At 65.5% G+C, this 26,493-nt stretch carries 23 protein-coding genes and 1 pseudogene; 11 read left to right on the top strand and 13 right to left on the bottom strand.

The window, feature by feature from the left end; genetic code table 11:
- Window positions 1–239: 239 nt before the first annotated feature.
- Both B4U45_RS19625 and B4U45_RS19620 read left to right on the top strand, forming a co-directional pair.
- Window positions 240–2,021, top strand: coding sequence for an N-acyl-D-amino-acid deacylase family protein (locus tag B4U45_RS19625; RefSeq protein ID WP_075547121.1), 1,782 nt, complete (start codon window positions 240–242; stop codon window positions 2,019–2,021).
- 343 nt (window positions 2,022–2,364) lie between these two features.
- Window positions 2,365–3,867: a Gfo/Idh/MocA family oxidoreductase gene (locus B4U45_RS19620; RefSeq protein WP_131808293.1), complete on the top strand. Its 1,503-nt coding sequence runs from the start codon at window positions 2,365–2,367 to the stop codon at window positions 3,865–3,867.
- Window positions 3,868–4,007: 140 nt separating this feature from the next.
- Here B4U45_RS19620 and B4U45_RS19615 read toward each other — a convergent pair whose 3' ends face one another.
- The gene (locus B4U45_RS19615) at window positions 4,008–5,219 is read right to left on the bottom strand and encodes an Rv1453 family transcriptional regulator (protein WP_075547119.1); all 1,212 of its coding nucleotides are present in this window, start codon (window positions 5,217–5,219) and stop codon (window positions 4,008–4,010) included.
- A gap of 93 nt (window positions 5,220–5,312) precedes the next feature.
- On the opposite strand from B4U45_RS19615, the gene B4U45_RS19610 reads away from it, so the two are divergent.
- From B4U45_RS19610 to B4U45_RS19570, 9 genes and pseudogenes are all read left to right on the top strand, one after another.
- Window positions 5,313–5,450 (top strand): hypothetical protein, encoded by a 138-nt coding sequence (locus B4U45_RS19610; RefSeq protein ID WP_158006336.1) that lies wholly within the window; start codon window positions 5,313–5,315, stop codon window positions 5,448–5,450.
- A 14-nt stretch (window positions 5,451–5,464) separates the two neighbouring features.
- Window positions 5,465–6,601: an aminotransferase class I/II-fold pyridoxal phosphate-dependent enzyme gene (locus tag B4U45_RS19605; RefSeq protein ID WP_122510386.1), complete on the top strand. Its 1,137-nt coding sequence runs from the start codon at window positions 5,465–5,467 to the stop codon at window positions 6,599–6,601.
- 9 nt (window positions 6,602–6,610) lie between these two features.
- On the top strand, window positions 6,611–7,708 hold the full coding sequence (locus tag B4U45_RS19600) for a glycosyltransferase family 2 protein (RefSeq protein WP_075547117.1): 1,098 nt from the start codon (window positions 6,611–6,613) through the stop codon (window positions 7,706–7,708).
- A 391-nt stretch (window positions 7,709–8,099) separates the two neighbouring features.
- Complete coding sequence (locus B4U45_RS19595) at window positions 8,100–8,399, top strand: PE family protein (protein ID WP_083153081.1); 300 nt, start codon at window positions 8,100–8,102, stop codon at window positions 8,397–8,399.
- A 12-nt stretch (window positions 8,400–8,411) separates the two neighbouring features.
- Window positions 8,412–9,518 (top strand): PPE family protein, encoded by a 1,107-nt coding sequence (locus B4U45_RS19590; protein WP_075547115.1) that lies wholly within the window; start codon window positions 8,412–8,414, stop codon window positions 9,516–9,518.
- A gap of 36 nt (window positions 9,519–9,554) precedes the next feature.
- Window positions 9,555–11,105, top strand: coding sequence for an MFS transporter (locus B4U45_RS19585; protein WP_082275400.1), 1,551 nt, complete (start codon window positions 9,555–9,557; stop codon window positions 11,103–11,105).
- Between the two features lie 69 nt (window positions 11,106–11,174).
- Window positions 11,175–12,293 carry an ADP-ribosylglycohydrolase family protein gene (locus B4U45_RS19580; protein ID WP_219859485.1) on the top strand — a complete coding sequence of 373 codons (1,119 nt, stop codon included), beginning with the start codon at window positions 11,175–11,177 and terminating at the stop codon, window positions 12,291–12,293.
- Window positions 12,294–12,348: 55 nt separating this feature from the next.
- Window positions 12,349–13,030: pseudogene (gene sodC, locus B4U45_RS19575) on the top strand (superoxide dismutase[Cu-Zn]).
- A gap of 298 nt (window positions 13,031–13,328) precedes the next feature.
- Window positions 13,329–13,817: a hypothetical protein gene (locus B4U45_RS19570; RefSeq protein WP_075547113.1), complete on the top strand. Its 489-nt coding sequence runs from the start codon at window positions 13,329–13,331 to the stop codon at window positions 13,815–13,817.
- Between the two features lie 64 nt (window positions 13,818–13,881).
- Here the strand turns inward: B4U45_RS19570 and B4U45_RS19565 are convergent, their stop codons facing one another.
- The 12 genes from B4U45_RS19565 to B4U45_RS19510 all read right to left on the bottom strand — a co-directional run bounded on the left by B4U45_RS19565 (window position 13,882) and on the right by B4U45_RS19510 (window position 26,447).
- On the bottom strand, window positions 13,882–15,408 hold the full coding sequence (locus B4U45_RS19565; protein ID WP_075547112.1) for an adenylate/guanylate cyclase domain-containing protein: 1,527 nt from the start codon (window positions 15,406–15,408) through the stop codon (window positions 13,882–13,884).
- An 87-nt stretch (window positions 15,409–15,495) separates the two neighbouring features.
- On the bottom strand, window positions 15,496–17,127 hold the full coding sequence (gene groL / locus B4U45_RS19560) for a chaperonin GroEL (RefSeq protein WP_083153090.1): 1,632 nt from the start codon (window positions 17,125–17,127) through the stop codon (window positions 15,496–15,498).
- A gap of 78 nt (window positions 17,128–17,205) precedes the next feature.
- Entirely contained in the window at window positions 17,206–17,508 is a 303-nt protein-coding gene (groES, locus tag B4U45_RS19555; RefSeq protein WP_003418028.1) for a co-chaperone GroES, read from the bottom strand.
- Window positions 17,509–17,827: 319 nt separating this feature from the next.
- Window positions 17,828–18,862 (bottom strand): tRNA (adenosine(37)-N6)-threonylcarbamoyltransferase complex transferase subunit TsaD, encoded by a 1,035-nt coding sequence (gene tsaD / locus B4U45_RS19550; protein WP_075547110.1) that lies wholly within the window; start codon window positions 18,860–18,862, stop codon window positions 17,828–17,830.
- On the bottom strand, window positions 18,859–19,329 hold the full coding sequence (gene rimI, locus B4U45_RS19545) for a ribosomal protein S18-alanine N-acetyltransferase (protein ID WP_075547109.1): 471 nt from the start codon (window positions 19,327–19,329) through the stop codon (window positions 18,859–18,861). Before rimI ends, tsaD begins: the two co-directional genes overlap by 4 nt.
- A complete protein-coding gene (gene tsaB, locus B4U45_RS19540) occupies window positions 19,326–19,949 on the bottom strand; it encodes a tRNA (adenosine(37)-N6)-threonylcarbamoyltransferase complex dimerization subunit type 1 TsaB (RefSeq protein ID WP_075547108.1) in 624 nt (207 codons plus the stop codon). The genes rimI and tsaB overlap by 4 nt, the downstream gene beginning before the upstream one ends.
- Complete coding sequence (gene tsaE, locus B4U45_RS19535) at window positions 19,946–20,401, bottom strand: tRNA (adenosine(37)-N6)-threonylcarbamoyltransferase complex ATPase subunit type 1 TsaE (protein WP_075547107.1); 456 nt, start codon at window positions 20,399–20,401, stop codon at window positions 19,946–19,948. Before tsaE ends, tsaB begins: the two co-directional genes overlap by 4 nt.
- On the bottom strand, window positions 20,394–21,452 hold the full coding sequence (locus tag B4U45_RS19530; protein WP_371686882.1) for an alpha/beta fold hydrolase: 1,059 nt from the start codon (window positions 21,450–21,452) through the stop codon (window positions 20,394–20,396). Before B4U45_RS19530 ends, tsaE begins: the two co-directional genes overlap by 8 nt.
- 59 nt (window positions 21,453–21,511) lie before the next feature.
- Window positions 21,512–22,672: an alanine racemase gene (gene alr / locus B4U45_RS19525; RefSeq protein ID WP_082275399.1), complete on the bottom strand. Its 1,161-nt coding sequence runs from the start codon at window positions 22,670–22,672 to the stop codon at window positions 21,512–21,514.
- Window positions 22,673–22,859: 187 nt separating this feature from the next.
- The gene (gene gad, locus B4U45_RS19520; protein ID WP_089024955.1) at window positions 22,860–24,242 is read right to left on the bottom strand and encodes a glutamate decarboxylase; all 1,383 of its coding nucleotides are present in this window, start codon (window positions 24,240–24,242) and stop codon (window positions 22,860–22,862) included.
- Between the two features lie 27 nt (window positions 24,243–24,269).
- Window positions 24,270–25,691, bottom strand: coding sequence for an NAD(P)H-hydrate dehydratase (locus B4U45_RS19515; RefSeq protein ID WP_219859484.1), 1,422 nt, complete (start codon window positions 25,689–25,691; stop codon window positions 24,270–24,272).
- A gap of 30 nt (window positions 25,692–25,721) precedes the next feature.
- The gene (locus B4U45_RS19510) at window positions 25,722–26,447 is read right to left on the bottom strand and encodes a rhomboid-like protein (RefSeq protein ID WP_075547104.1); all 726 of its coding nucleotides are present in this window, start codon (window positions 26,445–26,447) and stop codon (window positions 25,722–25,724) included.
- Window positions 26,448–26,493: the final 46 nt, after the last annotated feature.

The following is a 26,493-nucleotide window of genomic DNA, read 5'->3' as shown; positions in this document are numbered from 1 at the left end:
ACAGTCGCGGCGTCGGCGCCGCGGTCGCGGAAACCGCCGCGATTTCGGGTCGTTCGGCGCGGGTTGCCGGGAACCGGTTAACCGGCCGTGCACACTTTTGCACCATCCGTTCGTGCAAATTGGGACATTGTGACCTTCAGCCGGCGGTGCCGCGACCTCGATCATGAAGAGCAGTTCGAGCACCTCAGCTCAGTGCGCCCGGCGGTATCGCCGAGGTCCGGCCGAAAGGATCTAGCCGAATGAACACCACAGCAGCCGCCGGCAAGCCCGGTCCACGAATCCTGATTTCGCGCGGGCTGGTTTTCGACGGCAGCGGCGCGGCAGGGGCGGTGCGTGACGTCGCGATCGCCGACGGCGTGGTGATCAACATGTCCGCGCAGGCGCTGAATCCGGGCAGCTTCGACGAAGTCATCGACGCCGACGGGAAATGGGTGATGCCAGGCTTTCTGGAGATTCACTCGCACTACGACGCCGAAATCGTCACCGCCCCAGGGCTGCCCGAGTCGGTACGGCACGGGGTGACCACGGTGGTTACCGGTAACTGTTCGTTGAGCATGGTCACCGTGGACGCCGACGATTCGGCGGACCTGTTCGCCCGGGTGGAGGCCATCCCGCATTCGGGCATCAAAACGATTCTGCAGCAGAGCAAGACATGGACCACACCGGGCGAATACCGGAAATGGCTTCAACAGCAGCCGCTGGGACCCAACGTCGCGGCCATGCTGGGTCACAGCGACCTGCGGGTCGGAGTGCTGGGCCTAGAAGCGGCCACGGACAAGCACTTTCGGCCGAGCGACACCCAGATGGCGTCAATGGAGCACATTCTCGAGGACGCACTGGACCAGGGCTTCCTGGGGTTGTCGACGATAACCACTCGTCGCGACAAGCTGGCCGGTGACCGGGCGTGGGCAGAACCGTTGCCGTCGACGTTCGCACGCTGGCGCGAATACCGCAGGCTGCACAAGCGGTTGCGCCGGCGGGGCCGCATCCTGCAGAGCGCCCCCAACGCCGAGACGCAGGTGAACGTGCTGGCGTTCGCATTGACCGCGGCCGGCCTCGGCCGTCGGCCGCTGCGCACCAGCCTGCTGACCGCGATGGACTTCAAGTCCAACCCCATGCTGCACCGGGTGACGCGCCTGCTGGCATTCTTGACCAATCGAGTGCTCAACGGCGACATGCGATTTCAGGCACTGCCCGGCCCGATGACGATCTTCTGCGACGGCGTGGATTTCGCGGCCTTCGAGGAGTTCAGCAGCGGCATCACGCTGCGGAACCTGCGCACCGCCGACGATCAGTACGCGCTGCTGACCGACCCGAAGTTCCGCGCCCAGTTCATCAAGGACATGGGCGGATTCATGATGAACGGCCTGTGGAACCGGCGTTTCGACGATGCCGTCATCATCGATTGCCCCGATGTCTCGGTGGTAGGCCGCACCTTCGAAGACCTCAGCCGCGAGCGCGGACAGCACCCCGCCGAGGTGTTCCTGGATCTGGCCGCCGCCTGGCGGGACAAGTTGCGGTGGTACACCGTGGTGGGCAACCACCGCCCCGAAATCGTGCTCGACTTGCTGGCAAGCCCCGGGACCCATATTGGATTCGCCGATTCCGGCGCGCACCTGCGCAGCCTGGCGAACTACAACTTCGGGCTGCGCGCCCTGACGATGGCCAAGCGGGCCGAACAGTCGCCGCGCCCCAAGATCACCGTCGGTGAGATGGTGCGCAAACTGACCTCGGATCTGGCCGACTGGTGGGGTGTCGAGGCCGGCCGGCTGCGCATCGGCGCACGCGCGGACGTGGTGGTGGTCGACCCAGACGGGCTCACCGACCAGGTCTTCGAGGTCTCCGAGGCGCCCGCCCCCGACGCCTTCGGGCTGGACCGCGTGGTCAACCGCAACGACGATGCCGTACACGCCGTCCTCATCAACGGCCGCACCGCCTACACCCAAACATCAGGGTATGCAACCGATCTCGGACAGTCTGCGGCCTACGGGACGTTTCTGCCGTCCACCCACACGAATTGATGCCGACCACAACAGATAACGACGCAAGCCTGTCAACGATGAGCCGCACCAGGATCAGCCGGGCCGACGTGGATTGGGCACCAACTGAATCCGGACCAACGAGCTACACCAATGCGTGGTGAATTTCGCCATACTCACGACACCAATGTGGACGCGGCGGATGGCATGGGCCGGGCGGACCGGGTGGACCTCCGGCACACGGTGAGCGCTACCGACCATATGGCCCCCCATTCGGAGCTGCTGGGACCGCCCGGCAGCATCGGTTCGCTGTGCCAAATTGGCGAAATTCGTGGACCGGTCAGATCTAGTACCGCAATCGTAGATCGGAAAGCTTGATGATGGCGTGTCTGCGCCGACCAAGCGTGACCGCGGCATTGCTCGGGTTATAGGAATTATTGACGTTGGAGGATCGATGAACAACCGAGTCGCACTGATCGGATTGGGACCGCATGCTAGAAAGGTGTATTACCCGTATCTGTCGGAATATTTCCAGGGCGATCCATCGGCAAGCTTTGAGCTGCTGGTTGAGCTAAAGACGCAGCAAGAAACCGCTGCAGCATTCCTGGAAAAGCAGAAAATCCAACCCAAGCGAGTCGAATTCTTGGATGCAGACACTCAGCTCAGATCGGGAACGATTGATCCGCTGGCGGCCGCCAGTCTTAAAGAACACAAAATCAACAAGGCCCTTATCGCAACCGAACCCAAAGCGCATAAAGTATATATCGAGGAGTGCATAAAGCGTGGTATTCACGTAATGACCGACAAGCCGGTTACAGCTCCAGTTGGCCTGGTGACGTCAATCGAGGCAGCGGAAAATATTTATAACGATGTTGCTCGTTTGGCAGAGATGACAGACCAGCATCCAAACTCACGGGTTTTGGTGCAAAGTCAGCGTCGGAACCACGCTGGTTACCGAAAGGTCTTTGACGTCCTGGAGTCTCTAATAAAAGAGTACGACGTTCCCATTACGTATATTTCTATCCATCACTCCGATGGTATGTGGAACATGCCGGACGAATTTGTGCACCGCGAAAATCACCCATATAAGTATGGTTATGGCAAACTGATGCATTCTGGATATCATTTTGTGGACCTGCTGACGCTCCTGCTTAGATTAAGCAGCCAGGCGAGCAGCAAAACCCCTGATACAATAACGTTGTTTTCTCAGTACATTCGTCCTGGCGATCAGCATACAGCCATCACTGAAGATACCTACGAGCGCTTCTTTGGGAAAGCGACGGCCGCCGCGTTCAGCGACTACATGCACGATCAGAAACTGCATGAATTTGGCGAAGTTGACAGCTATTCTCAGTTGCAGGCGATGAAGCACGGAAAAATATTGACGACTGCGCAGTTATCACTGATCCAGACAGGATTTTCACAGCGTGCCTGGCCGATCCTGCCCGACGACACATACAAGTCAAATGGACGATTGCGGCACGAATATATCAACATACATGTCGGGCCGTTGGCGTCAGTGCAAATTCACTCGTACCAATCGCAGCAATCAAAGCAGCAAGGTCTGTCTCACTATGATACGGGCGGCGCAAACCATTTTGACATTTACATCTTCCGAAATTCAAATCTCATCGGCGGCAAAGCATTTGAGAAGATTCAATTTGGGGAAATGGATCTGAAAGGACATGAGGCCGAGCTATATATGGGTCAGAATGAATACGCCAGGAGACAGACGCTCGACGAGCTATTGCAGGATCTTCCTTCGCAAAATGAGCTGCGGAATCACTTGCCTGCGAACAAATTGCTGTCGGCAATCTACAAAAACCATGCCCGTCAGTCAAAAGGCGAGACGCCATTCGTTTCTTTCAATGCCGTCGATATTCTATAGACCAATTGTCCGATAGTGCGCACCGCGCCGCCGCCAGCCCGAATCCGCTCACCAGTCGAAGCGATCCACCGCACCGCCGTGGCCACCGATCCGAATCCGCCAGATAAGCAACATTGACCGGCACCACCGCCCGACGCAGCTTAGGTGGTTGGCTTGCCGCGCCATTGCAGGAGCTCGAGTGCGACGGCGACGTGAACGCTGCTGTGCTCCAGGGGTCGAGGCAGGAGTTGCTCAGCGCGCTCGAGTCGACGCAGCAGCGTGTTGCGGTGTGTGTAAAGAAGTTTCGTGGTGCGCCCGACGCTGCACTGCTCGTTGATGTACGTCAGCACCGTCTTGTGCAGCTCGGGCCCGGCCGACTCGAAGTCGCCCAGCGTGTTCTTGATGAATTCCTCTGCGGCTTCCCGGTTTTGAGTGATCAATGCGATCAACTGGACATCGGCGAAAAACGCCACCCGCTGGTGGGATTGCAGCCCGGCCACCATGCGCTGGGTGGTGAGCGCCTCGAGGTGGCTGCGCCGGAAGCCCTCGATTCCCTTCGCGATCGTGCCGATGGCGATTCGCGCGCCGGGAGTGCCCTCGACCGCCCGGCGAACCAGCTCGACATCGAGGGCGGACTCGGGCACCCACACCCATCGGGTGGCCGCACTCGCGATCACGGTCAGTGGCCGCGCGAAACCGGCGGCGTCGCCGAAGGCGTCAGCGACGCGGTCAAGCTGGCTGAGGTCGCCGTCGGGTTCGTCGCTCCAGATGACCGCGCCGATGTGGGCGCGGTTGAGGGCGTAGCCAAGTCGCGCTTCGGCACGCTGGCGGCTGATCGGGGCGCCGTCGAGAATCAGGGCGGTCACTTCGCGGCGCTCGGCATGAGTGCCGCGGGCCAATTCGTCACGTTCCTGTTGCACCCGGGCGGCGATGCCGGCAGCCGTGGCGTCGATGAAGTTGCTGATGGACCGAAAGGACACATCGAGCAGCTCGCGCAGCTCGTCGGGGTCGGAGGCGAGCTGGAAGCCGATATCCATCCAGAGCCGCCAGCCCACGGTCAGTGCCGGACGGAAAGTGAACGGCTCCAGGCCGCGGCGCGCCATGTCCCGGGCGATGCTCAGTGGCTCGGGGCCCACATTGGGCGGCACCGGAGCGCCCGGGTTGCTGACATTGGCTGCGGCCCAATGCATCAGGCTGGACCGAATGCTCCGTCGGGCGGCCGCTGCCAGGACGGGATCGACGGCTATGGACGGGTTGGCCGCCATGGTTTGCCGGTCGTATTCGTCAAACCACTCGGGGGGAGCGTTGAGGACAATCCGCGCTCCCTGCCGAATCATCTCGCATACCTGCGGCGACGGACTTTGCCATACCACCCACTCACCCTAGACCCGTGTGCACACTTTTGCACCATTTGCCGACCCGATTGGGAGGTTTAGCCCTTGGACGGCAACGGCCCGATAACGATGATGGATCACAGATCGTCGGCAGCCATAGCCGTCTGCGGCGGTGGTGAGCAACTTGCCGGGCACGGGCACGGCGATGAGCGCGCATTGTGTGATGGTGGCCGCTCCGCCATCGAGGTCTTTCCGATCGCCGCCGAGTAACCCAATGGGGAAATATGAAAACCACATCACTTCCGCTGCACATTCCCGGCGGTACGACGACATCACCGGACCGAATTCACATACTCAGACGGCCCGTTCCGGGCTTACTCGGATATGGCGGGATCGGCTTGCACTGTCCGGTCAACCCGTACGCGTTGGCACCACACATCCAGAACGCGGTCATCGAAGCGGTCCGAGGCCAAATCGCAGCCATCAACACCTATCCCGACAGTAACGCGACCGTGTTGCGAACGAAATTGGCCGAATACATCTCCAATCATGTGCGTAGCGCAGTGTCGGCCGAAAACATCTGGGTTGCCAATGGCTGCAACGAAATACTGCAGCAGATCTTTCGCGCGTTCGCGGGGCCGAGCGGAACCGTACTGGGTTTGGAACCGTCGTACAGATATTTCCCGGTGATCGCGGAAGGGGTCGGCGCCCAATGGCGGAGCGTGCCGTCCCGCGATTTTCCGCAGCGCGACATAGACGCTGCCCTCACCGCCATAGAAAGATGCCAGCCCGATGTCGTGGTGATCGCGAATCCAAACAATCCCACGGGCGACAGCTTCAGCATGGATATGTTCGAGGAAGTGCTGTCCCGGCTACGGTCCGGAATACTTGTCATCGACGAGGCCTTCATCGAAATGTCGACCAAAGACAGTGCGGTCCAGCTCATACACCGGTACCCGGACAAGGTTGTGATCTGCCGGACCCTGAGCCAGGCGTTCACGTTCGCCGGCGGCAAATTAGGCTACATGATCGCTGCCCCGAACATTATTAATACGCTGCTCGCGACGCGACTTCCGTACCACGTGTCATCGATGACGCAAGCCGCGGCAGCGGTGATCATTGATCGCGCCGACGAGATCCTGGCTAAAGTTCCCGAGCTTCTGCTGGAACGTGACCGGATGGTCACCGCACTCCGGATGGCCGGATTCGATATTCCCCACAGCGACACCAGCTTCTTTCTCCTGGGGAAATTGGGTGATGCGCATGCGGTCTGGGAAGCCTATGCAAACGCGGGCATCTTTCTCGGCGACGTGGGCTTGTCACACTATCTGCGCGTTTCCGCCGGATTGCCACACGAAAACGACCAGTTTTTGGAGGCGACCAGCAATTTTCTCGATCTCGGCAAGATCGCTATAGGTTAGGAAGATGTCGTGAGCGCTGCACAGTTGGTATTGACGCGCGGACGGGATGACTGGGACGGCGGACAGCTGTCCGCCGTCCGACCCGCGCATGTCGCGGAAATCCGGCCCCCCGTCGTGTCGCCGCGGCCGTCCGTGGCAATAGTTATCCCTGCCTATAATGAGGGCCGTATTATCGGCCGATGCCTGGAATCATGCATTGCCCAGACATCCGCGCCCGACGAGATCATCGTGGTCAACAACAAATCAACCGACGATACCCTGGCGGTGGTGCGCCGATATCAAAAACACCACCGGCAGCTCAACATCCGGGTGCTCGAACAGAATGCGCATCAAGGGCTCATTCCGACCCGCAACCATGGATTCGACCATGCGCGCAGTGATGTCATCGGCCGCATCGATGCCGATACCATCATCGCCGCCGACTGGGTCGAGACACTTCGCCGCCGATTCACCAACCCGGCCGTGGCCGCGGCGACCGGTCCGGTTTTCTATCACGACATGCCTTTGCGAAGGTTCGGTTTCTGGGGAGACCACCGGATTCGCAGCTATCTGGAGAGGCACTCAACAGATCAGCGGTTTCTGCTAGGCGCCAATATGGCAATCCGGAACTCGGCGTGGCGAGCGATCCGTCAGCTGGCCCATCGGGATCCCGAAGATCTACTGCACGAAGATATCGACCTCGCCCTGACCTTGTTCAAGAACGATTTGAAGATTGCGTACGAACCGACAATGGTCGCAGGCATATCAGGCCGGCGGTTGGAAGCCCCGGTGCTTGACTTTTACCGGTACATCACGCGGTATACCAGGACGACAACGGCGCATGGCGTCAAGAGTTGGACGGCGCTGCTGACGATGGCCATTTTGCTGCTGGTGTATTTGCTGTTCCGACCGGTGCGGTTCTATTACGACGGCGAGAACCATCGATTCACCTTGTCGAAGTTGCGCGCCAAGCTTGGCCGCACAGCCACGACGCCGCAGTGCGGGTGCGGGGACGCGTTGCCGGCAGGGCACACCGCGGAACAACGTGGGGCCGACACTGCCGGGACCGGCACTCGGGCGGGGCCGATAGTGCTCAGCAAGCCGACGTATTCGGGGTCTTTGCCATGAGACCTGGGTAGTGACACGGATTCCGGTAAGAACCGGAAATCACCCTAGCGCCGCGCGGTGGGCGATGTAACTGTAATGAATCGCACAGCGGTGCAACGGGATTGGTGGCCGCGGCCGGATAGGCCGCATCGAGGGTGACAACGAAGTCCGAGAATTCCCGCAACCGGACCAGACACCGCAGGGCGTGGGCACAGGCCGCGGCATCCGCGGGCGGCGACCACGTCGGCGCCGCTCGTGCGGTGTGCGCACACTTTTGCACCATCCATCGAGGTGGGTTGGGTCATTTCGCCCTTGGGCGGCGGTGCTGTGGTCTCGATCATAGAGAGCACGTGGCCAGTACCCGGCCAGTTCAGGGACCAGCTCACAGGTCAACTCAGAGGGAGGTAAGCGCATGTCTTTCGTGACCACTCAGCCACCGGCGCTGGTGGCCGCAGCAGCCGATTTGCTGGGTATCGGCTCGGCGATGAACGCGCACAACGCGGCCGCGACAGCCACGACCACCGCGGTGGTGCCACCCGCTGCCGACGAGGTTTCGGCACTGATCGCCGCTCAGTTCGCCGCGCACGCCGTCCTGTACCAGGAGATCAGCGCCCACGCCGCGGCCATTCACGACCAGTTGGTGACCGCGTTGGGCACCAGCGCCGCCTCGTACGGCGCCGCCGAAGCCGCCAACACCGCTGCGTTCGGCTGATCGGGGGCCGCGATGGACTACGCAGCTTTGCCGCCGGAGATCAACTCCGCGCGCATGTATGCCGGGGTCGGTTCCGGGCCGCTGCTGGCTGCGGCGGCGGCCTGGGACGGGCTGTCTGCCGAGTTGTACTCCACCGCCGCTCGGTGCTGGTCGGTGATCTCGGGGCTGGTTGGCGGGCCATGGCAAGGTGCGGCATCGGTGGCGATGGCGACCGCGACCGCCCCCTACCTGGCGTGGCTGAACGTCACGGCAGGGCAGGCCGAGGCGACCGCCGGGCAGGCCACCGCAGCCGCGGCCGCCTACCATGCGGCGTTCGCGATGACCGTGCCGCCGGCGGAGATCGCGGCCAACCGCGCGCTGCTGATGGCGCTGGTGGCGACCAACGTCCTGGGCCAGAACACGCCGGCGATCGCGGCCACCGAGGCCCACTACGCCACGATGTGGGCCCAAGACGCCGCCGCGATGTACGGCTATGCCGCCGCCGCGGCGGCCGCAACCCGATTGACCCCGTTCGCCGTAGCGCCGGAGGTCGCCCACGTGGCCGGCCGGACGGCCGGTCACGTGGCCGCCAGCAACGCGGTGAAGTTGTCACAGTTGATCAGCACCGTGCCGCCGTTGCTGAAGTGGTTCGCCACCCGTCCGTTGATCGCCGGGGTGGTCACGGTGGAAGAAGGGATGCTGACCCCCGTCGAGGTCGTCATGGGCAGTACGTCGGCGACGATGTCCATCACGTCGGTCCTGAGGTCGTTCCTGTCGATTGGGCAGGCCGCCGCACAGGCCGCGGGACCGCTGGCGCAGGCGGCCACCAGCTTTCCGATCAAAATGCCGGGTCTGGGCCGGGCCGGGATGGTGTCGGCGGGTATGGGCCGGGCCGGTTCGATCGGGGCATTGTCGGTACCACACAGTTGGGGCGCCGCAGCCCCGAACATCAGCCACGCCGCCACGGCATTGCCGAACACCGGGCTGGCGTCCACGTCCCAGATTGCACCGGATGCGGCGGCCCCCATGCTGGGCGGTCTGCCGGCGGCCGGCAGAGCCGCCAACACGAGCGGCGCCAGCGCATCCCGATACGGCCTTGCGCAGCGCTTCGTGATCGTCGGCTCGCCCGCCGCCGGTTAACCCGACCCACCCCACACGCAATAACGGAGGAACCCCATGACCGCGCCCGACACGCAAACCCGGTCGGCCCAGGACAAGCTGACGTTCGCCCAATGGATGACCGTGCTGGCCATGGGTCTGGGCTTCGCCATCACCGGTGCCGACCCGGCCATCTTCTCCAGCAGCCTGGTGCCGGTGCGCGAGGGCCTGCATATGAGTACCGCCGCCGCCGGATTCACCGCAAGTCTGGCCACGCTGACTCTGGCCGCGACCATCCTCGGCGCCGGCACGCTGGGCGACATCTACGGCAAACGCCGGATGTATCTGCTGGGCCTGGCCGGCGTGATCGTCAGCGGTCTGCTTGCTGCGCTCTCGCCCAACGCGGTGATCCTGATGATCACCCGTGCGCTGACGGGTGCGGGTTTCGCCTTTCTGCTGGGGCTCTCCCTGGCAATCATCAACGCCACCTTCCCGCCCGCGCAGCGAGGCAAGGCCATCAGCCTCTTCCTCGGAACGGCATTCCTGGTAGGGGCGCCGCTACCACTGATCGGCGACATCCTGGTCGAGTCGCTGGGGTGGCGCTGGGCGTTGGTCGTCGCCCCGGCCGCGGCGCTGATCACCATTCCGATCACGTTGCGGTTCGTCCCCGAAACGTTCCGCATCCGGGGCCGCCGGATCGACTACCCCGGCATCGGCGCAGCCGGGCTCATGATGGTCAGCCTGGTCTACGGACTGTCCCGCCTCGCTCATGGCCCCGGCGCGGCCGTGCCGCCGCTGCTGATCGGGTTGGCCGGCGGAGTCTTCTTCGTCTGGTGGGAGCAGCACACCGACCAACCGGCGCTGGACCTGCGGATCTTCCGGGCCGGCCCCTTCAACGCCGCGGTCATCACCGGATTGGCCTTCAACTTCCTGCTGGCCGGCCGGGTGCTCCTGCTGGGCTACTACACCACCGTGGTCCGCGGGTTCTCACCGACCGTGCTGGGCCTGCTGCTGGTGCTGGCCGCCGCGGTGCAAGCACCCGCGGCCGTCCTGGGCGGTCGCATGATGATGCGGACGTCGGCGCGTACCACCATGCTGTGGGGTCTGGGACTGCTCACCCTGGCCAGCTGCATGTTCGCCACCTTCGGGGTGAGCACATCCCTCCCGGTGATCGGCTTGGGGGTGGTGACGCTCAGCGTCGGGGTTGCCATGGTCGAGCCCCCGCAGGCCAGCATCATGATGAGCTATGCCCCGCCGGGGCTGGAGGGATCGGTGTCGGCGGTCAAACCAGGGGCCGGCCAATCCTTCTACTCCCTGGGCCCCACCGTGGTTACCCTGCTGACCACCACGTTCTATGCCGCACGGGCCCGGCAGCGGTTCGCCGGCTTGGGTATCTCTCCCGCTCAGGCCGCCAACGCGTTGGAGGCATCGCGCTCGAACGGCGGCGGCCACCTCGGCAGCCTCGCGGCCCTCAACCCGGAGTTGGCACATCGGGTTTTGGCAGACACCCAGGAGCTCATTGCCTCGGCATTGCGCACCACCAGCCTGGCCATGGCCCTGATCCCGCTGGCCGCGGCAGTCGCCGTCTGGGTGCTGCTGCCACGGAATCGAGCAGATCAGAGCGCATAACGGCTGGTGGGGCCGGGCCCCGCCGGATTGACCGGCGGGGTGCGGCCGGCTCCGTTAGCGTCGGCGAGCATGACTGTCAACGACCGTGAACGCTTCGTCGGTTGCCTGCTCGGCGGGGCGGTGGGCGACGCATTGGGCGCGCCGGTCGAATTCCACCCCCGCGAGCAGATCCTGGCCCAGTTCGGCCCGGGGGGGATCACCGCGTATGCACCCGCCTACGGCGGCGTCGGCCTGGTCACCGACGACACCCAAATGACCCTGTTCACCGCCGAAGGGCTGCTGCGGTACTGGGTCCGCGGACGCATGAAGGGCGTATCGACGTACACCGGGGTCACGGCCAACGCCTATCTGCGGTGGCTGCGCACCCAGAGTGAAACTCCCATGCACCGAGTCGGGATCGGCGAGCCGTTCGGTGAAGGCCAGCCGGGCTGGCTCTATCAGCAGCGCCGGCTGCACAGCCAGCGCGCGCCGGGCACTACCTGCGTTTCGGCGCTTCGCAGCATGCGCCACCTCGGCGAGGCCGCGGACAACAACAGCAAGGGCTGTGGCGGTGTCATGCGGGTGGCGCCGGTGGGGCTGTTTGTCGCGCGCCGGCCCGAGGCCACCCTGCGGCTGGCGTTCCGGATCGGTACCGAACTTGCGGCCCTGACACACGGTCACCCCACGGGTTCGTTGTCGGCCGGGGTCTTCTCGGCACTCATCTACCAGCTGGTCCTTGGAATACCGCTGACGGAAGCGCTGCCGGAGGCCAAACGCATCCTCATCGAGTTCGCTGACCATCACGAAACCCTCACCGCGGTCGAGGCGGCCGAGGCCGCGGCACGTCGCGGTGGGCCTCGCCATCAGGCCCATGAGGCCATTGCCGGGTTGGGGCAAGGGTGGGTCGCCGAGGAGGCGCTGGCCATCGGGTTGTACTGCGCGCTGGTAGCAGAGTCATTCGCCGACGGTGTTGTGCCGGCGGTCAATCACGACGGCGACTCGGATTCGACGGGCTCGATTGCCGGCAACCTCCTCGGCGCAGCGCTCGGCGTGGGCGCCATTTCCAGCGAATGGCTGGATCCGCTGGAACTTCGCGACGTCATCAGCGAGATCGCCGACGACCTCTACGACTATGCGGCCTGGCATCTGTCCGAGCACAGCTTTGACGACGACGCCCAGCGCATCTGGCGCAAGTATCCGGGGTATTGACCGCTTACCGCCGAGGCCGCGGTTTGGCGTCGGCTGATCCGGGTAAGCGCAGGCCATGACGGGCTTGAAAAGACCTGCGGCCGGTGCGGCCGCGGTGCTTACCGCGGCCATCGCACCGATAGCTGCGTGCACCAACCAGAACACCACCAGCCCAATACGTCGCCGCTCACCGCCCCGCCGCCCGGCACCGAGCGGATGACCTCGCAGTTGAAGAGCGCCGACGGAACTCCGGTGGGCAACGCCACCTTCGATTTCGCCAACGGCTTCGTGACGATGACCGTAGAAACGGTCCCCAACCAGATCCTCACGCCCGGTTTCCACGGGCTCCACATCCACTCGGTGGGTAAATGCGAGGCCAATTCCGTGGCACCGACGGGAGGCGCATCCGGCGACTTCAACTCCGCCGGGAGCCACCACCAGGCGCCGGGTCACACCGGTCATCCCGCCAGCGGCGACCTGACTTCCTTGGAGGTGCGCTCCGACGGCGCGGCGAACTCGTCACCACCTCGAACTCATTTACCGCGGCGGACCTGCGAAACGGCTCGGGCACCGCGCTGATCATTCACCAGGACCCGGGTAACTTCGGCAATATCCCTCCCGCCCGCTACACCCAGAAGAACGGCACACCGGGCCCGGACGAAGAGACACTCGCCACCGGTGATTCGGGTAAGCGGGTGGCCTGCGGTGTGATCGCGCCTGCGGCCAGCTCGTCCACCACGGCCACACCTAAGAGTTGACCCGTAATGGGTCATGCAGCGCCAATCAGCTTGAGGGCTGGTTGTTTTCGGCTGTTCCCGCGACGTCCAGGCGTGCCTGGTCTGTTCGGGGGTTGCTCGACAATCACCGCAGCGCCATCGTGCACTTCGCGAACTCGACCGAGGATGCACGCCCAACATCGGCCCCCGCTTGCCTCGATTCTCAGCAGTTACCTCCGGTGATGAACCGGTCGGGATAGAGTTCACTGCCGAACGGCCCCAGGCGGTCGGCGCCTTCCGAGAGAGGGACATACCGATGCCGAAAAAATGCAGCCGTCGGATGACCACCATTGGAGCCATAGCCGTCCTGTCTTTTACGGCCCTTGTGAATGTCGCCGAGGCTCACGGCGCCCCGCTGCCCGATTTGTGCGTTCCGCCTAACGTCGTCGAAAACGTCTGCACGGCGCGGCTGAAGTCGGTGACAGCCGATGTCACCGATGGAACAATTACCGGCGCGCCAGTCGGTGGCGGGGCGGCAATTACCCTTACCGGACCAACGGATGCGTACCTGAAGTCGGCGGGATTCGGAGGTACACCGCCAGACCCGGTGCAACGCTGGGACGCCGAGATTGAACGCATCGGCAACCTCAGCGTCGACCCGTCCAATCCCAGTTGGTACAACGACGCCAAGGCCGTATACCTGCTACCCAGGACCCTCAATGACTTCGCCAGCCGGTTTCCTCCCGGCGTGCTGGTTGTCCGGTTCACGCCCTACGACGATCACCCTGGCTGGTTCTGGCTCGTATCCATTCAGCCGGTGTCGCAGTGAGCCCAACGGGGCGATGACCGTGGCCGTCGTCTTTGGCATCCGCCGGCTGGCGAGCGTTCGCCATTCAGCCGAGGCGATGCGAGGGTGTGACCGCTGGGTCGAGGCCGAAAACCTCTGTGGGGGCTGACTTGCCCTTCAGCGCATGTGCACCCCGGTCGGTAAGTCCCGGCGGTCGGGAAACCAATGCGTCGACGGTCTGCTGGGTGAGAAGGATAGTGTTGCCGGTGGTTTTGGTGAGTTGCTCGACGCGGGCCGCCACATTGACGGCGTCACCGATGAGGGTGAATTCGAGTTTGCCGCCGCCGCCAATGGTTCCGGCGATCACTACACCAGTGTTTATCCCGATGCCGACGCGAAGCTCCCCGCCGAATCGCTCGGCGACAAGGCGGCTGATCGATGCCGCTGCGCCCACTGCGGCGTCCGCGTGATTCGGGAGATCGCTCGGAGCGCCGAAGACGCCCAGAGCGCCGTCGCCGAGGAACTTGTTCACGTGGCCACCAGCCTCGACGACGGCAGGCACGACGATCTCGAACAACGCGTTGAGGCGGGCAACGGTTTCCTCAGCGCTGTGTGCCTCGGCGAACGGCGTGAAGTCGCGGATGTCAACGAACATCACCGTCGCCTCACGGCGCTCCCCGGTGAACACATCATTACCCTGCTCAAGCAGCCGTGCTGCGAGGGCCGGGTCGACATAGGTTCCAAACGCCGCCTGCAGGCGTCGCCGCTCAGCCAAACCCGCCTGCATGCGATTAAACGATGCTGCGAGCGCACCGAGGTCATCGTCTTGAGCCACAGGCAGGCGTTGGCTGTAAACACCCGCCGCCACACGTTCAGTTCCTTCGGCGAGGTCGCGAACGGTTTGCAAGGAGGGTGAAAACGCGGAGGCGAGCGTGATCGGTACCCCCATGCCAAACGCCAATCCACAGGCGATCACGACGGCGAATAAGGGAACCTCACTGACCCGATGAAACACTGCCCCCAGCATCGCGCCCGCGAGCGCGAACACAAACGCGACGCTGACCATGAATACGCTGGACCACGCTGCAAAAGTCGGACGTGAGCGGGGCAGGGAATCACCGATCCCCGTATCACCAGTGAGTGCGACTCGCGATGGCCGAAGCGATGCTTCCACGAAGCTGTGGCTTGCGGCCTGGGTGGCAGTTCCGAGGACGGCACCCCATATGCCGTACTGGACAAGCTGCGAACAGGTCGCCCCCGCGATCGCACCGACAACGACAGAAAGCACGGCAGCCCAAACAGCGGTGACAACCACGCCTCGGAGAACCGCCTCGCGAGCGTACGCATAGGTGTTTTCCAGGGCTGTCGCCGGATCGACCTTCTGGCCCGCCGCCCACTGCTCGACGGAGCGGATTCGGCCTAGGCCAGGAAGAACAGTGGCGTACACAGCCACCGGCACGGCGACAACCGTCACTGCAGCCGTCTCGAAATAATGATCGGAATGCTCGTAAGCCGTAAGGATTATCGACGACACAAGCCAGATCGGTAGCGCCACGAGAACACTGATCGCGAAGATCGCCCACGAGTACCTCGCTCTGTACTGATCCCACGCCCACTGCCAGATACGGTCCATGCCGGGAGACTAAGCCTAAATCCCCGTGACCGGCGGAGACACGAAACACCCCGGCCGCCGGGGCCGGGGTGTTTCGTCACCGCTTACCTAGTGATGGTGGTGATGGCCGTGACCATGACCGTGATGGTCGTGCTCGTCCGCATTGGCGGGCTTCTCGACCACCGCCGTCTCGGTGGTGAGCACCATCCTGGCCACCGATGCGGCGTTGAGCACCGCGGATCTGGTCACCTTGACCGGGTCGACGACACCGTCGGCGGCCAGGTCGCCATAGGTCAGCGTGCTGGCGTTGAGGCCGTGTCCGGCGGGCAGCTCGCTGACCTTGCTGACCGCGACCGCGCCGTCCAGCCCGGCATTGGTGGCGATCCAGTACAGCGGTGCGGCGAGGGCCTCGGAGAACACGTCGACGCCGAGCGCCTCATCGCCCGACAGTGACGCGCGCAGATCCTTCAGCGCCTGGCGGGCCTGAATCAGCGCGGAGCCGCCCCCGGGGACGATGCCCTCCTCGACCGCAGCCTTGGCGGCAGCGACCGCGTCCTCGACGCTTTCCTTGCGTTCTTTGAGCTCGGTCTCGGTGGCGGCACCCACCTTGATGACGGCGACCCCGCCGGCCAACTTGGCCAGCCGCTCACCCAACTTCTCGCGATCCCAGTCGGAGTCGCTTCGCTCGATCTCGCCGCGCAGCAGATTGACCCGGGCCGCAACCGCTTCCGGAGCGCCGCCGCCGTCGACGATGATGGTCTCGTCCTTGCTGACCACCACCCGACGGGCCGAGCCCAACACCTCCAGGCCCACTTCCCGCAGCACCAGGCCGGCGTCGGGGTTGACCACCTCGGCGCCCGTCACCGCCGCCAGGTCCTGCAGGAACGCCTTGCGCCGGTCGCCGAAGTACGGCGACTTCACCGCGACCGCTCGCAGCGTCTTGCGGATGGAGTTGACGACCAGCGTCGCCAGCGCCTCGCCCTCGACGTCCTCGGCGATGATCACCAGCGGCTTGCCGGCTTCGGCAACCTTCTCCAACAGCGGCAGCAGGTCCGGCAGCGAGCTGATCTTCTCCTGGTGCAACAGGATCACCGCGTCTTCGAGCACGGCCTCCTGCGAGTCGAAGTCGGTGACGAAGTACGCCGACAAGAAGCCCTTATCAAAGCCGACCCCCTCGGTGAATTCCAGCTCGGTGCTCAATGTCGAGGATTCCTCGACGCTGACCACGCCGTCGGCGCCGACCTTGGTCATCGCCTCGCCCACCAGCTCACCGATCTGCTCGTCGCGCGAGGACACCGTCGCCACCTGAGCGATGGCATCCTTGCCCGATACGGGTGTGGCCGACGCGAGCAGCGCTTCGGACACCGCGTCGGCAGCCTTGCCGATGCCGGCGCCGAGTGCGATCGGGTTGACACCCGCAGCGACCAGCCGCAAACCGGCCTTGAGCAGAGCTTGGGCCAGCACCGTGGCGGTCGTGGTGCCGTCGCCGGCAACGTCGTTGGTCTTGGTGGCCACCGATTTCACCAGCTGGGCGCCCAGGTTCTCGAAGGGGTCTTCCAGGTCGATCTCACGCGCGACGGTGACGCCGTCGTTGGTGATAGTGGGTCCGCCGAAAGACTTGGCCAACACCACGTGCCGACCACGCGGGCCCAACGTCACCCTTACCGTGTCGGCGAGCTTGTCCGCGCCCGCCTCCATTGCGCGACGCGCGATTTCGTCGTACTCAATCAGCTTGCTCATCAGGCTCCTTTACGCATGCCGCCCCGGAAATCACCCGTGGCCGAGCACGGGGATCGCCGGGGCGGAACACGGTTTCTGTTACTTGGAAACGACAGCCAGCACGTCGCGTGCCGACAGGATCAGGTATTCCTCGCCGTTGTACTTGATCTCAGTGCCGCCGTACTTGCTGTAGATGACGGTGTCGCCTTCGGCGACGTCCAGCGGGATGCGCTTCTCGCCATCCTCGTCCCACCGGCCGGGGCCGACAGCGACGACGGTGCCCTCCTGGGGCTTCTCCTTGGCGGTGTCGGGAATGACCAGACCGGACGCGGTCGTGGTCTCGGCCTCGTTGGCCTGCACGAGAATCTTGTCCTCGAGTGGCTTGATGTTCACCTTCGCCACGATTGGAGCCCTCCACTATTGGGTCGGGTCCGGGTTCAGGCCCGGACCGGAGTTGGCGGTCGGTCCGGGGCTTGCCCCGGAACCGTCCGAATTACCAGGTGATTCGGCATTCTTCCGTGCCCTCGCGCCGTCGTCGCGGGTGCCGGCAACAGGGGTCGTCCGACTGCCACCTAGCACTCTATACATGAGAGTGCTAGCACTCAAGGGCACCCCGGTGCTTCTGCGTGTTTGCGTTGCGGAGGCGGCCGACACCGAGATTGCCGCCATGGTTGTGGTCCGCTCACCAACCACAGCCATGACGGCAATTTCGCGCAAAGGGCTAGCTTACCTGCCCTGTTACCACGGGCAGGCCGGGATCGGTGGCTGCATCCAGCGGTGACGGCGGCGCCCCCGCGACAACCAGGTGCGCCGCGAACGCGGCGATCATGGCGCCGTTGTCGGTGCACAGCCGGGGCCTGGGGATACGCAGACTCAGCCCCGCCTCGGCGCAGCGCTGGGTGGCCAGCTCGCGCAGCCGGGAGTTGGCGGCCACCCCGCCCGCGATCAGCAGGGTCGACACCCCCATGTCGGTGGCCGCGCGCACCGCCTTCTTGGTCAACACGTCCGCGACGGCCTCCTGGAATCCGGCGGCGACGTCGGCGGGCCGGAAGTCCGGATGGCTTTCCAGGTGGCGGGCTACCGCGGTCTTGAGCCCGGAGAAGCTGAACGCGTAGCGATCATCGGCCGGCCCGGTCATGCCGCGCGGGAACACGGGGATCTCCGCGGCCTCGCGGCCGCAGGTGCGGGCCAGGTCGTCAAGCACCTTGCCGCCCGGATAACCCAGGCCCAGCAGCCGTGCCACCTTGTCGTAGGCCTCACCGGCGGCGTCGTCGACGGTGCTGCCCAGCTCGACGATCGGTTCACCGAGCGACCGCACCTGCAGCAGGTGGGTGTGCCCGCCCGACACCAGCAGCGCCACGCACTCGGGCAGCGGGCCGTGTTCGTAGACGTCGGCGGCCAGATGCCCGCCCAGGTGGTTGACGGCGTAGAACGGCACTCCCCACGCCGCCGCATAGGCTTTGGCCGCGGCCACCCCCACCAACAGCGCACCGGCCAGGCCCGGGCCGATGGTGGTGGCGATGATGTCCGGTCGTTTCACACCGGCCGCCACCAGTGCCCGACGCATCGCGGGACCAAGCGCTTCCAGGTGTGCCCGGGAGGCAATCTCGGGGACCACCCCGCCGAAGCGCACGTGCTCGTCGACGCTGGAGGCCACCTCGTCGGCCAGCAATGTCACCGTGCCGTCAGCGTCTAGCCGCGCGATGCCGACTCCCGTTTCGTCGCACGAGGTTTCGATGGCCAGCACGATAGTCATTCGCGCGCCTCCCGTCGCATCGTGTAGGCGTCGGCGCCGCTGACCCGGTAGTAGCGCCGGCGCAGGCCGATCTGCTCGAATCCCACGCTGCGATACAGCGCGAGGGCGGCCTCGTTGTCGGTGCGGACCTCCAGGTATACGACGCCGCCATCGGCGAAATCGAGCAGGTCGTTGAGCAGCCGGCGGCCGATGCCCTGTCGCTGGTAGGCCGGATCCACCCCGATGGTGTGCACCTCGTACTCGTAGGGCGGGATGCGACCCAACCGGGAAATGCCGGCATAGCCGACCAGGGCGTCGCCGCAGCGCGCACCTACATAGTGGTTGCGCGCACTGGCCAGTTCCCGTTCGAACGCCACCGCCGGCCACGGGTCGTCGCCGTCGAACAGCTGCGCTTCCAGATCGGCGCATCGCCCGGCATCGGCGGGGGTCAGCGCACCAAGGATGACGGGTTCGGTGTGGGCAGTCATGCGCGGGCCGCCAACGGTTTGGCATCCGGGCGTCGCAGATACAGCGGCATCAGCGGCGGCGGGTCGTCGCTCCATTCGCGCACCGCGCCGACCAGCCCGGCCGGCGTAGGGTACACCGGCTCGCACCGTGGCAGGCCGAACAACGACGCGTGCTCGGGCGAGCCCGCGACCGCGCGGGCCGGTCCCGGATCGACGTCGGCCGGGGCGTTGACGGCCGGCCCGACGGTGCGGACCCCGTCGCGGTACCGAGCCCAGTACACCTCGCGCCGGCGTGCGTCGGTGACGACCAGCGTGTCACCGGTGGTGTGGCCGCCGATGGCGTCCAGGCTGCACACGCCGTACACCGGGATCTGCAGCGCGTGCCCGTAGGCCGCGGCCGTCGCCATCCCGACCCGCAGCCCGGTAAAGGGTCCAGGCCCGCAGCCGACCACCACGGCGTCCAGGTCGGTCATGCTCAGCCCCCCGTCGGCAAGTGCGGACAGCACGTTAGGTGTCAACCGTTCGGCGTGTGCTCGGGCGTCGACGGTGACCCGCTGCGCCACCGTGACAAAGCCATCGAGGCGCACCACGCCCGCGGTCACGGCCGGGGTCGCGGTGTCGATGGCAAGGACGACGCTCATGAACACACCCACTGCCAGGTCGCGATCCGCACGTCGGAATGGCTGACTCGCTCCAACCGGACGTCGAGGTGGCGCTGCGAAAGGCGTTCGGCCAGGCCCTCACCCCACTCGACCACCACCACCGCGTCGTCGAGTTCGGTGTCGAGGTCCAGGGAGTCGAGTTCGCCGAGCAGAGCGGCACCGGGCCGGTCCAGCAAGCGGTACAGGTCGACATGAATCATCGCCGGACGGCCGGGGCGGCGCGCCGGGTGTACCCGCGCCAGCACGTAGGTTGGCGAGGTGACCGGACCTTCGACATCCAAGGTTGCGGCAATTCCCTTGGCCAGCACGGTCTTTCCAGCGCCCAGCGGACCGGACAGCACCACAACGTCGCCGGCCCGCAGCTGCTCACCCAACCGGGCTCCCAGGGCGACGGTGTCCTCGACACGCTCCAGCTTCTGCTGCTCAGCCACGGCGTCTCAACTGTTCTCGCAGTTGCCGGTACCGCAACGTCATTGCACCCGGAGTGGCCCGGTCGACCAGCCGAATCAATCCCTCGTTGATGGCGTCGGGCTTCTCCAGCAGCGCCAGATGACTTGCCCCGCTGACGATGACCAGTTCCGACTGCGGCAGCGAAGCCGCCATCTTCTTCGAGTATTCGTCCGGGGTGAGCAGGTCGTGGTCGCCGCAGGCGATCAGGGTCGGGACCTTCAGCAACGTCCACAGCCCGGCGGTTTCGTCGTGGACTTCCAGGGCCTGCAGGAACTCCACCAGGGTGGCGATCGGGGTGTCGTTCATCATCCGCTGCGAGAACGCGTCCAGGCTCCGGCTGACCTGCAGGTCACTGAAGGACGCGGCGCGCAGGATCGGGGCGATCAGCGACCGGGACACGGTACGGCCCCGGTGTACCAGCTTCGGCGCGGAGCGCGCGGTGAACCGCACGGCTTCCAACGCCGGGTTCTTCAGGAACTCGCCGAGCGGTGAGCGCGTCACCCCTTCGGCGGCCGAGGAGATCACCGCTGCCCCCACGATCCGTCGCCGGCGTCCATAGTGCTCGGGAAACTGGCGGGCATGCGACAACACCGTCATGCCGCCCATGGAATGACCGACCAGCACAGTCGGCCCGCGCGGCGCGGTGGCCCGCAGCACCGTTTCCAGGTCCTGGCCCAGCTGGGTCAGTGTGTAGGTCTCGGGTGCGGCTTCGCCGGACTGGCCGTGCCCACGCTGGTCATAGAAGACCATGCGCACCCGCGAGCCCCAGTGTTCGCCCAGCCGCATCCGCTGAAAGTGGAAGGCGCCCATGCGGAGGCAAAACCCGTGTGCGAACACCACGGTCACCGGGGCGTCGATCGGCCCGGCCTCGCGCACCGCCAGCTGCACCCCGTCGGGGGTGGTCACCACGTGGCCGCGCTCGCTGTCCAGCCGCTCGAAATCCTCGTCGGCGTAAGGGTCTTCGACGACGCCGCTGCGTTCGGCCAGCGACCGGCGGGCAGCGGCTCCGACGATCGTGGCGACCGCGGTCAGCCCGGCGCCTCCCGCAAGCCAGGCTCTACCCTGGTAACTCTTATGGGATTCGTTGGGATTCAACGGTTTTCGGCCTCGCGATAGGTCCTGGTGATCCGCCCGCGCGGGCTGGTGACCACTTCGTAGTGGATGGTGCCGACCAGATCGGCCCAGTCCTGTGCGGTGGGCTCGCCGCGGGTGCCAGGCCCGAACAGAATGGCCTCGTCGCCTTCGGCCACGTCGATCCGGCCGGGGCCGAGGTCGACGACGAACTGGTCCATGCAGATCCGGCCGACCCCAGGTCGGCGGCGGCCGTTGATCAGTACCTCCAGACGGCCGCCCAGCGAGCGGAACACGCCGTCGGCGTAGCCGATCGGCAGCAGCGCCACCGTGGTGTCCCGCGGCGCGATCCAGGTGTGCCCGTACGACACGCCTTCTCCCGCGGGAACCGATTTGACTAGGGCTACAGCGCATTTCACGGTCATCGCCGGCACCAGGCCCATCTCGCCCAGCTCCGGAACCGGGCTCAAGCCGTACACCGCGATGCCCGGCCGCACCAGATCGAGGGTCAGGTCAGGACGGGCCATGGTCGCCGACGAATTCGACAGGTGCGCCACTTCGAACCCGACGCCCTGTTCGCGGGCGTATGCCAGCATGTCCCGGAATCGTTGGGCCTGAACGTCGTTGATGGGCTGTTGCGGTGCGTCGGCATATACCAGGTGCGACATCAGCCCCCGCAGCCGGATCGCATTTTCGGCGACGGCCTGACGCAACCTGGCCAGCATGTCCGGGTACAGCGCCGGCGCCACGCCGTTGCGGTTCAGCCCGGTGTCGACCTTGACGGTCACCGTCGCCGTCTTGCCGGTACGGGCCGCCGCATCCAGCAGTTCGTCGAGTTGACGTGCCGACGAGACCGCGATTTCGACGTCGGCAATCAGCGCAGGCCCGAAATCGATGCCGGGCGGATGTAACCAGGCCAGCACCGGCGCGGTGATGCCGTCGGCGCGCAGCGCCAGCGCCTCGTCGACGGTGGCGACACCGAGTTCGGCCGCCCCCGCCGCCAGCGCCGCCCGGGCAACCCTGGTCGCGCCGTGGCCGTAGCCATCAGCCTTGACGACGGCCATGATCTGTGCGTTCCCGGCGTGTTCGCGCAACACCCGCACGTTGTGTTCGACGGCGCCCAGGTCGACCACGGCCTCGGCCAGGACGCCCGGTGTCCGGGATATCGGCGTAACGGCCAACGAAGTCGTGCTCCCACTCGTCTGGATGTCGGGTTCGCAGCCATTCTCCCAGAACGGGAAAACTACGCGGCGTTGGTCACATGGGTCACACCCGTCTCTACGTTGGCAGGCACAACGCGCACCGTCCCCGGCAGAGGCCAATGTGACGGATGTGACATGACGCCGCCCGCCTCCCAACGGGTCGGCGCTAGTGCGCGAAGTGTTGGGCGTCGTAATGCCCGCCGGGCTTGAGCTTGTCCAGCGTCCGCACCGCGGTAGAGATGTCGTCATGCAATGCCCGGGCCAGGTCGGCGGACAGCCCTTCCCGCACCACAATGCGAAGTACGGAGATGTCAGTGGCGTTGTCCGGCATGGTGTAGGCCGGCACCTGCCATCCGCATGTCCGCAACTCGTGCGAGAGGTCGAACTCGGTGTAACCGCGGTCCCCAGCGAGCCGGAAGGCGACCACCGGAATCGCCGAACCGTCCGAGATCAACTCGCAATGCTCGGCGCACTCCAGCTGCTCGCCGAGCCACCGCGCCGTCTGCGACAGCGCCTGCATGATCTTGGTGTAACCCTCGCGGCCCAGCCGCAGGAAGTTGTAATACTGGCCGACGACCTGGTTGCCCGGACGCGAGAAGTTCAGTGTGAACGTCGGCATGTCGCCGCCGAGGTAATTGACCCGGAACACCAAGTCCTCCGGCAGGTACTCGGGACCGCGCCACACCACGAACCCGACGCCGGGATAGGTCAACCCGTACTTGTGGCCGCTGACGTTGATCGACACGACCCGCGGCAGCCGGAAGTCCCACTGCAGGTCGGGGTGCAGGAACGGCACCACGAAGCCGCCGCTGGCGGCGTCGACGTGCACCGGGACGTCGACACCGCCACCCGCCGCCACTGCGTCCAGCGCCGCGCAGATCTCGGCAACCGGCTCCAGCTCACCCGTATAGGTGGTGCCCAAAATCGCCACCACACCGATGGTGTCCTCGTCGACGGCATCGATGACCTGCTCGGGTGTAATGACGTAGCGCCCTTTTTCCATCGGCAGATAACGGGGTTCGACGTCGAAGTAACGGCAGAACTTCTCCCACACCACCTGCACGTTGGAACCCATCACCAGGTTGGGTGTGCGACCCTTCCAGTCCTTGGTCTTTTCCCGCCAACGCCACTTCATGGCCAGCCCACCCAGCATTACCGCCTCACTGGAGCCGATCGTCGACACCCCGGTGGCGCTGCCCGGGTCGTCGTCGCGCAGCCCCTCGGCGTGGAAGAGGTCGGCGACCATCGATACGCAGCGCGACTCGATGGCCGCGGTCGCCGGGTATTCGTCTTTGTCGATCATGTTCTTGTCGAACGTCTCGGCCATCAGCTGCCCGGCCTCGGGGTCCATCCAGGTGGTGACAAAGGTGGCCAGGTTCAGCCGCGAACTGCCGTCGAGCATGAGTTCGTCGTGGATGAACTGGTAGGCGGCTTCCGGATCCATCGATTCCTCGGGCAGCCGCAGTGCCGGGACGGGAGCGGTGAACATCCGCCCGGTGTAGGCCGGGGCAATCGAGTGCGTGGGCACGGACGGGTCGCTGGGGGGCACGGCGGGGCCTTTCGTTGTGACAGCGCTTTACAGAGCGGCCAGGGCGGCCCTGATGTGGTGCAAGATTCGCGACGCCGACGTCGGCGCGCCGCCCGGCCCTGGATCACTGGCCGACAGCCCGGCCGCCCGGGCATGCACGAAGGCCGCTGCCGCGGCCGCCTCGGCCGGTGCAAGCCCTGAGGCCAGCAGGGCACCGATCATCCCGGACAGCACGTCACCGGAACCGGCGGTTGCCGCCCACGATTGTCCGGCCGGGCTCAGGTACACCGGGCCGCCTGGATCGGCGATAACGGTGACGTTCCCCTTGAGCAGCACGGTGGCGCCGAAGTTGTCGGCGAGCCTGCGGCAGGCGCCGACCCGATCGGGGCCCGGCGGTGCGCCGGCCAGCCTGGCGAATTCCCCGGCATGCGGCGTCAGCACCGTCGGCGCCCGGCGATTGACCGCCAACTCCGGGTGGGCCGCCAGCATGGTCAGCCCGTCGGCGTCGACCAGGACGGGCAGGTCGGTTTCCAGCGCGAACCACAACGCGGCGGCTCCGGCGTTATCGGTACCCAGTCCCGGCCCGGCGACCCAGGCCTGCACCCGTCCGGCCGCCGCCGGGGTGGGCGACGCGATCACCTCCGGCCAGTGGGAGAGCACCTCGGCGTGGGCGCTGCCGGCGTAGCGGACCATCCCCGAGGTGGCCGCAACCGCTGCACCGGTGCACAGCACCGCCGCGCCCGGATACGTCGAGGACCCGGCCAGGACGCCGGTGACGCCCTGGGTGTACTTGTCGTCGTCGGGGCCGGGCACCGGCCAGCGCGCGAGTACGTCGGCGGCCTGAAACCCCCGCAGATCGGTGTCGGGCAGCTCGAGCCCGATATCGACGAGCGCGACGCGACCGCAATCGGCCAGCGCGTGGACCGGTTTGAGGCCACCGAAGGTGACGGTCAGCGCGGCGCGCACCGCGGGGCCGGTGATCGCCCCGGTCGCGACGTCGATGCCGCTGGGGATGTCGACGGCGGCCACCGGGATCCCGGCGTCGTGCACGGCGCCGAACCCCTCGGCCGCCGCGGGCCGCAGCGGCCCCGAGCCGGAGATGCCCACCACCCCGTCGATAACGAGATCGGTTGCGGCAGAAACCGTTTCGACGATGCGACCGCCGGCTTTGGTGAACGCTGCCAGCGCCTTACGGTGGGTGCGTTCCGGGTTGAGCAGCACCGCGCGGGCCGACGCGCCGCGGCGGCGCAGGAAGGTGGCTGCCCACAGCGCGTCGCCGCCGTTGTCGCCGGATCCGACGACCGCGCACACCCGGCGGCCGGCGACCCCGCCGGTGCGGTCGCTCAGTTCCCGGATGATCTCGGTGGTCAGTCCGTAGGCCGCCCGCCGCATCAGCGCGCCGTCGGGCAGGTTGGCCAACAGCGGTGCTTCGGCGTCCCGGATCTGGTCTGCAGAGTAGTAATGCCGCATCGGTGTCAGCATTCCATGCGTGCGAGTGGCTTAGACGGTATGGGGGGCCGGCGCCTCCTGCGAGCCTCGCTTGCGGAAAATCTCCTTGAGCCTCGCCGGATTCCACGCCGGCCGGTGGCGTTCTCGAGCCATCGGATAGAAAGCCAGGCCGATCAGGATGGCCGTGAAGTGTCCGATCGCGGTGAAGTCCAGTTCGGTCTTGTCCATGGTGATCAGCGGGAAACCGAAGATGACGAACAGCACGCCCAGGTAGCCCCACCGCCAGGGCTTGGCGATGTGGTAGGTCAGCACGGCCATCACCCCCACCAGGAAGTAGCTGACCCCGATATCGCGCGCCTGCACCAGACGTTCGGATGCGTCACGCATTTGGATCGCGAAATAGAGCAAACCTTCGCTGAAATAAGTAGCGCCGATGTGAGCGGTCAGTCCTACTGTGAGCCAACGTAACTGGCCAAGCCAATGCTCGGCGGGAGCCAGAAACAGCGTGAACAGCAAAAGGTAGGGCTCCAGGTTCCGGCCGTCGATCCACAACAGGCTGGAGAACAGCACCTCCAGCGGATCTCGCCCCAGGTGCCTAATGTTGGTCGACCGGTGCAGCAGGACGGTGTGCAACTGCCGCCCGGTGAGCTGGTTCTGGATGATCGTCGTGATCGCCAGTACCAACAGCCAGGTGTACGTCAATGGCGCGCTGCTGACGAAATGCCACACCGCAAGCGCCCAGCTGCGCACTCGCGCCGATACCGATACATTCGTCACGCGTCAACTTTTGCATGCCCGGCGTTGCCGCGTGAAGGGTCGGGCC

The sequence above is a fragment of the Mycobacterium persicum genome (assembly GCF_002086915.1).
Lineage (GTDB): Bacteria > Actinomycetota > Actinomycetes > Mycobacteriales > Mycobacteriaceae > Mycobacterium > Mycobacterium persicum.
The sequence above is the reverse complement of the archived record's forward strand: the minus strand, read 5'-3'. Positions and strand labels throughout refer to the sequence as shown.

Coding starts and splice junctions, on each gene's coding strand:
- B4U45_RS19625 (WP_075547121.1), top strand. CDS start 240: ATGAACACCACAGCAGCCGCCGGCAAGCCCGGTCCACGAATCCTGATT.
- B4U45_RS19610 (WP_158006336.1), top strand. CDS start 5,313: ATGGATCACAGATCGTCGGCAGCCATAGCCGTCTGCGGCGGTGGTGAG.
- B4U45_RS19605 (WP_122510386.1), top strand. CDS start 5,465: ATGAAAACCACATCACTTCCGCTGCACATTCCCGGCGGTACGACGACA.
- B4U45_RS19595 (WP_083153081.1), top strand. CDS start 8,100: ATGTCTTTCGTGACCACTCAGCCACCGGCGCTGGTGGCCGCAGCAGCC.
- B4U45_RS19590 (WP_075547115.1), top strand. CDS start 8,412: ATGGACTACGCAGCTTTGCCGCCGGAGATCAACTCCGCGCGCATGTAT.
- B4U45_RS19585 (WP_082275400.1), top strand. CDS start 9,555: ATGACCGCGCCCGACACGCAAACCCGGTCGGCCCAGGACAAGCTGACG.
- B4U45_RS19580 (WP_219859485.1), top strand. CDS start 11,175: ATGACTGTCAACGACCGTGAACGCTTCGTCGGTTGCCTGCTCGGCGGG.
- B4U45_RS19570 (WP_075547113.1), top strand. CDS start 13,329: ATGACCACCATTGGAGCCATAGCCGTCCTGTCTTTTACGGCCCTTGTG.
- B4U45_RS19565 (WP_075547112.1), bottom strand. CDS start 15,408: ATGGACCGTATCTGGCAGTGGGCGTGGGATCAGTACAGAGCGAGGTAC.
- groL (WP_083153090.1), bottom strand. CDS start 17,127: ATGAGCAAGCTGATTGAGTACGACGAAATCGCGCGTCGCGCAATGGAG.
- tsaD (WP_075547110.1), bottom strand. CDS start 18,862: ATGACTATCGTGCTGGCCATCGAAACCTCGTGCGACGAAACGGGAGTC.
- rimI (WP_075547109.1), bottom strand. CDS start 19,329: ATGACTGCCCACACCGAACCCGTCATCCTTGGTGCGCTGACCCCCGCC.
- tsaB (WP_075547108.1), bottom strand. CDS start 19,949: ATGAGCGTCGTCCTTGCCATCGACACCGCGACCCCGGCCGTGACCGCG.
- B4U45_RS19515 (WP_219859484.1), bottom strand. CDS start 25,691: ATGCGGCATTACTACTCTGCAGACCAGATCCGGGACGCCGAAGCACCG.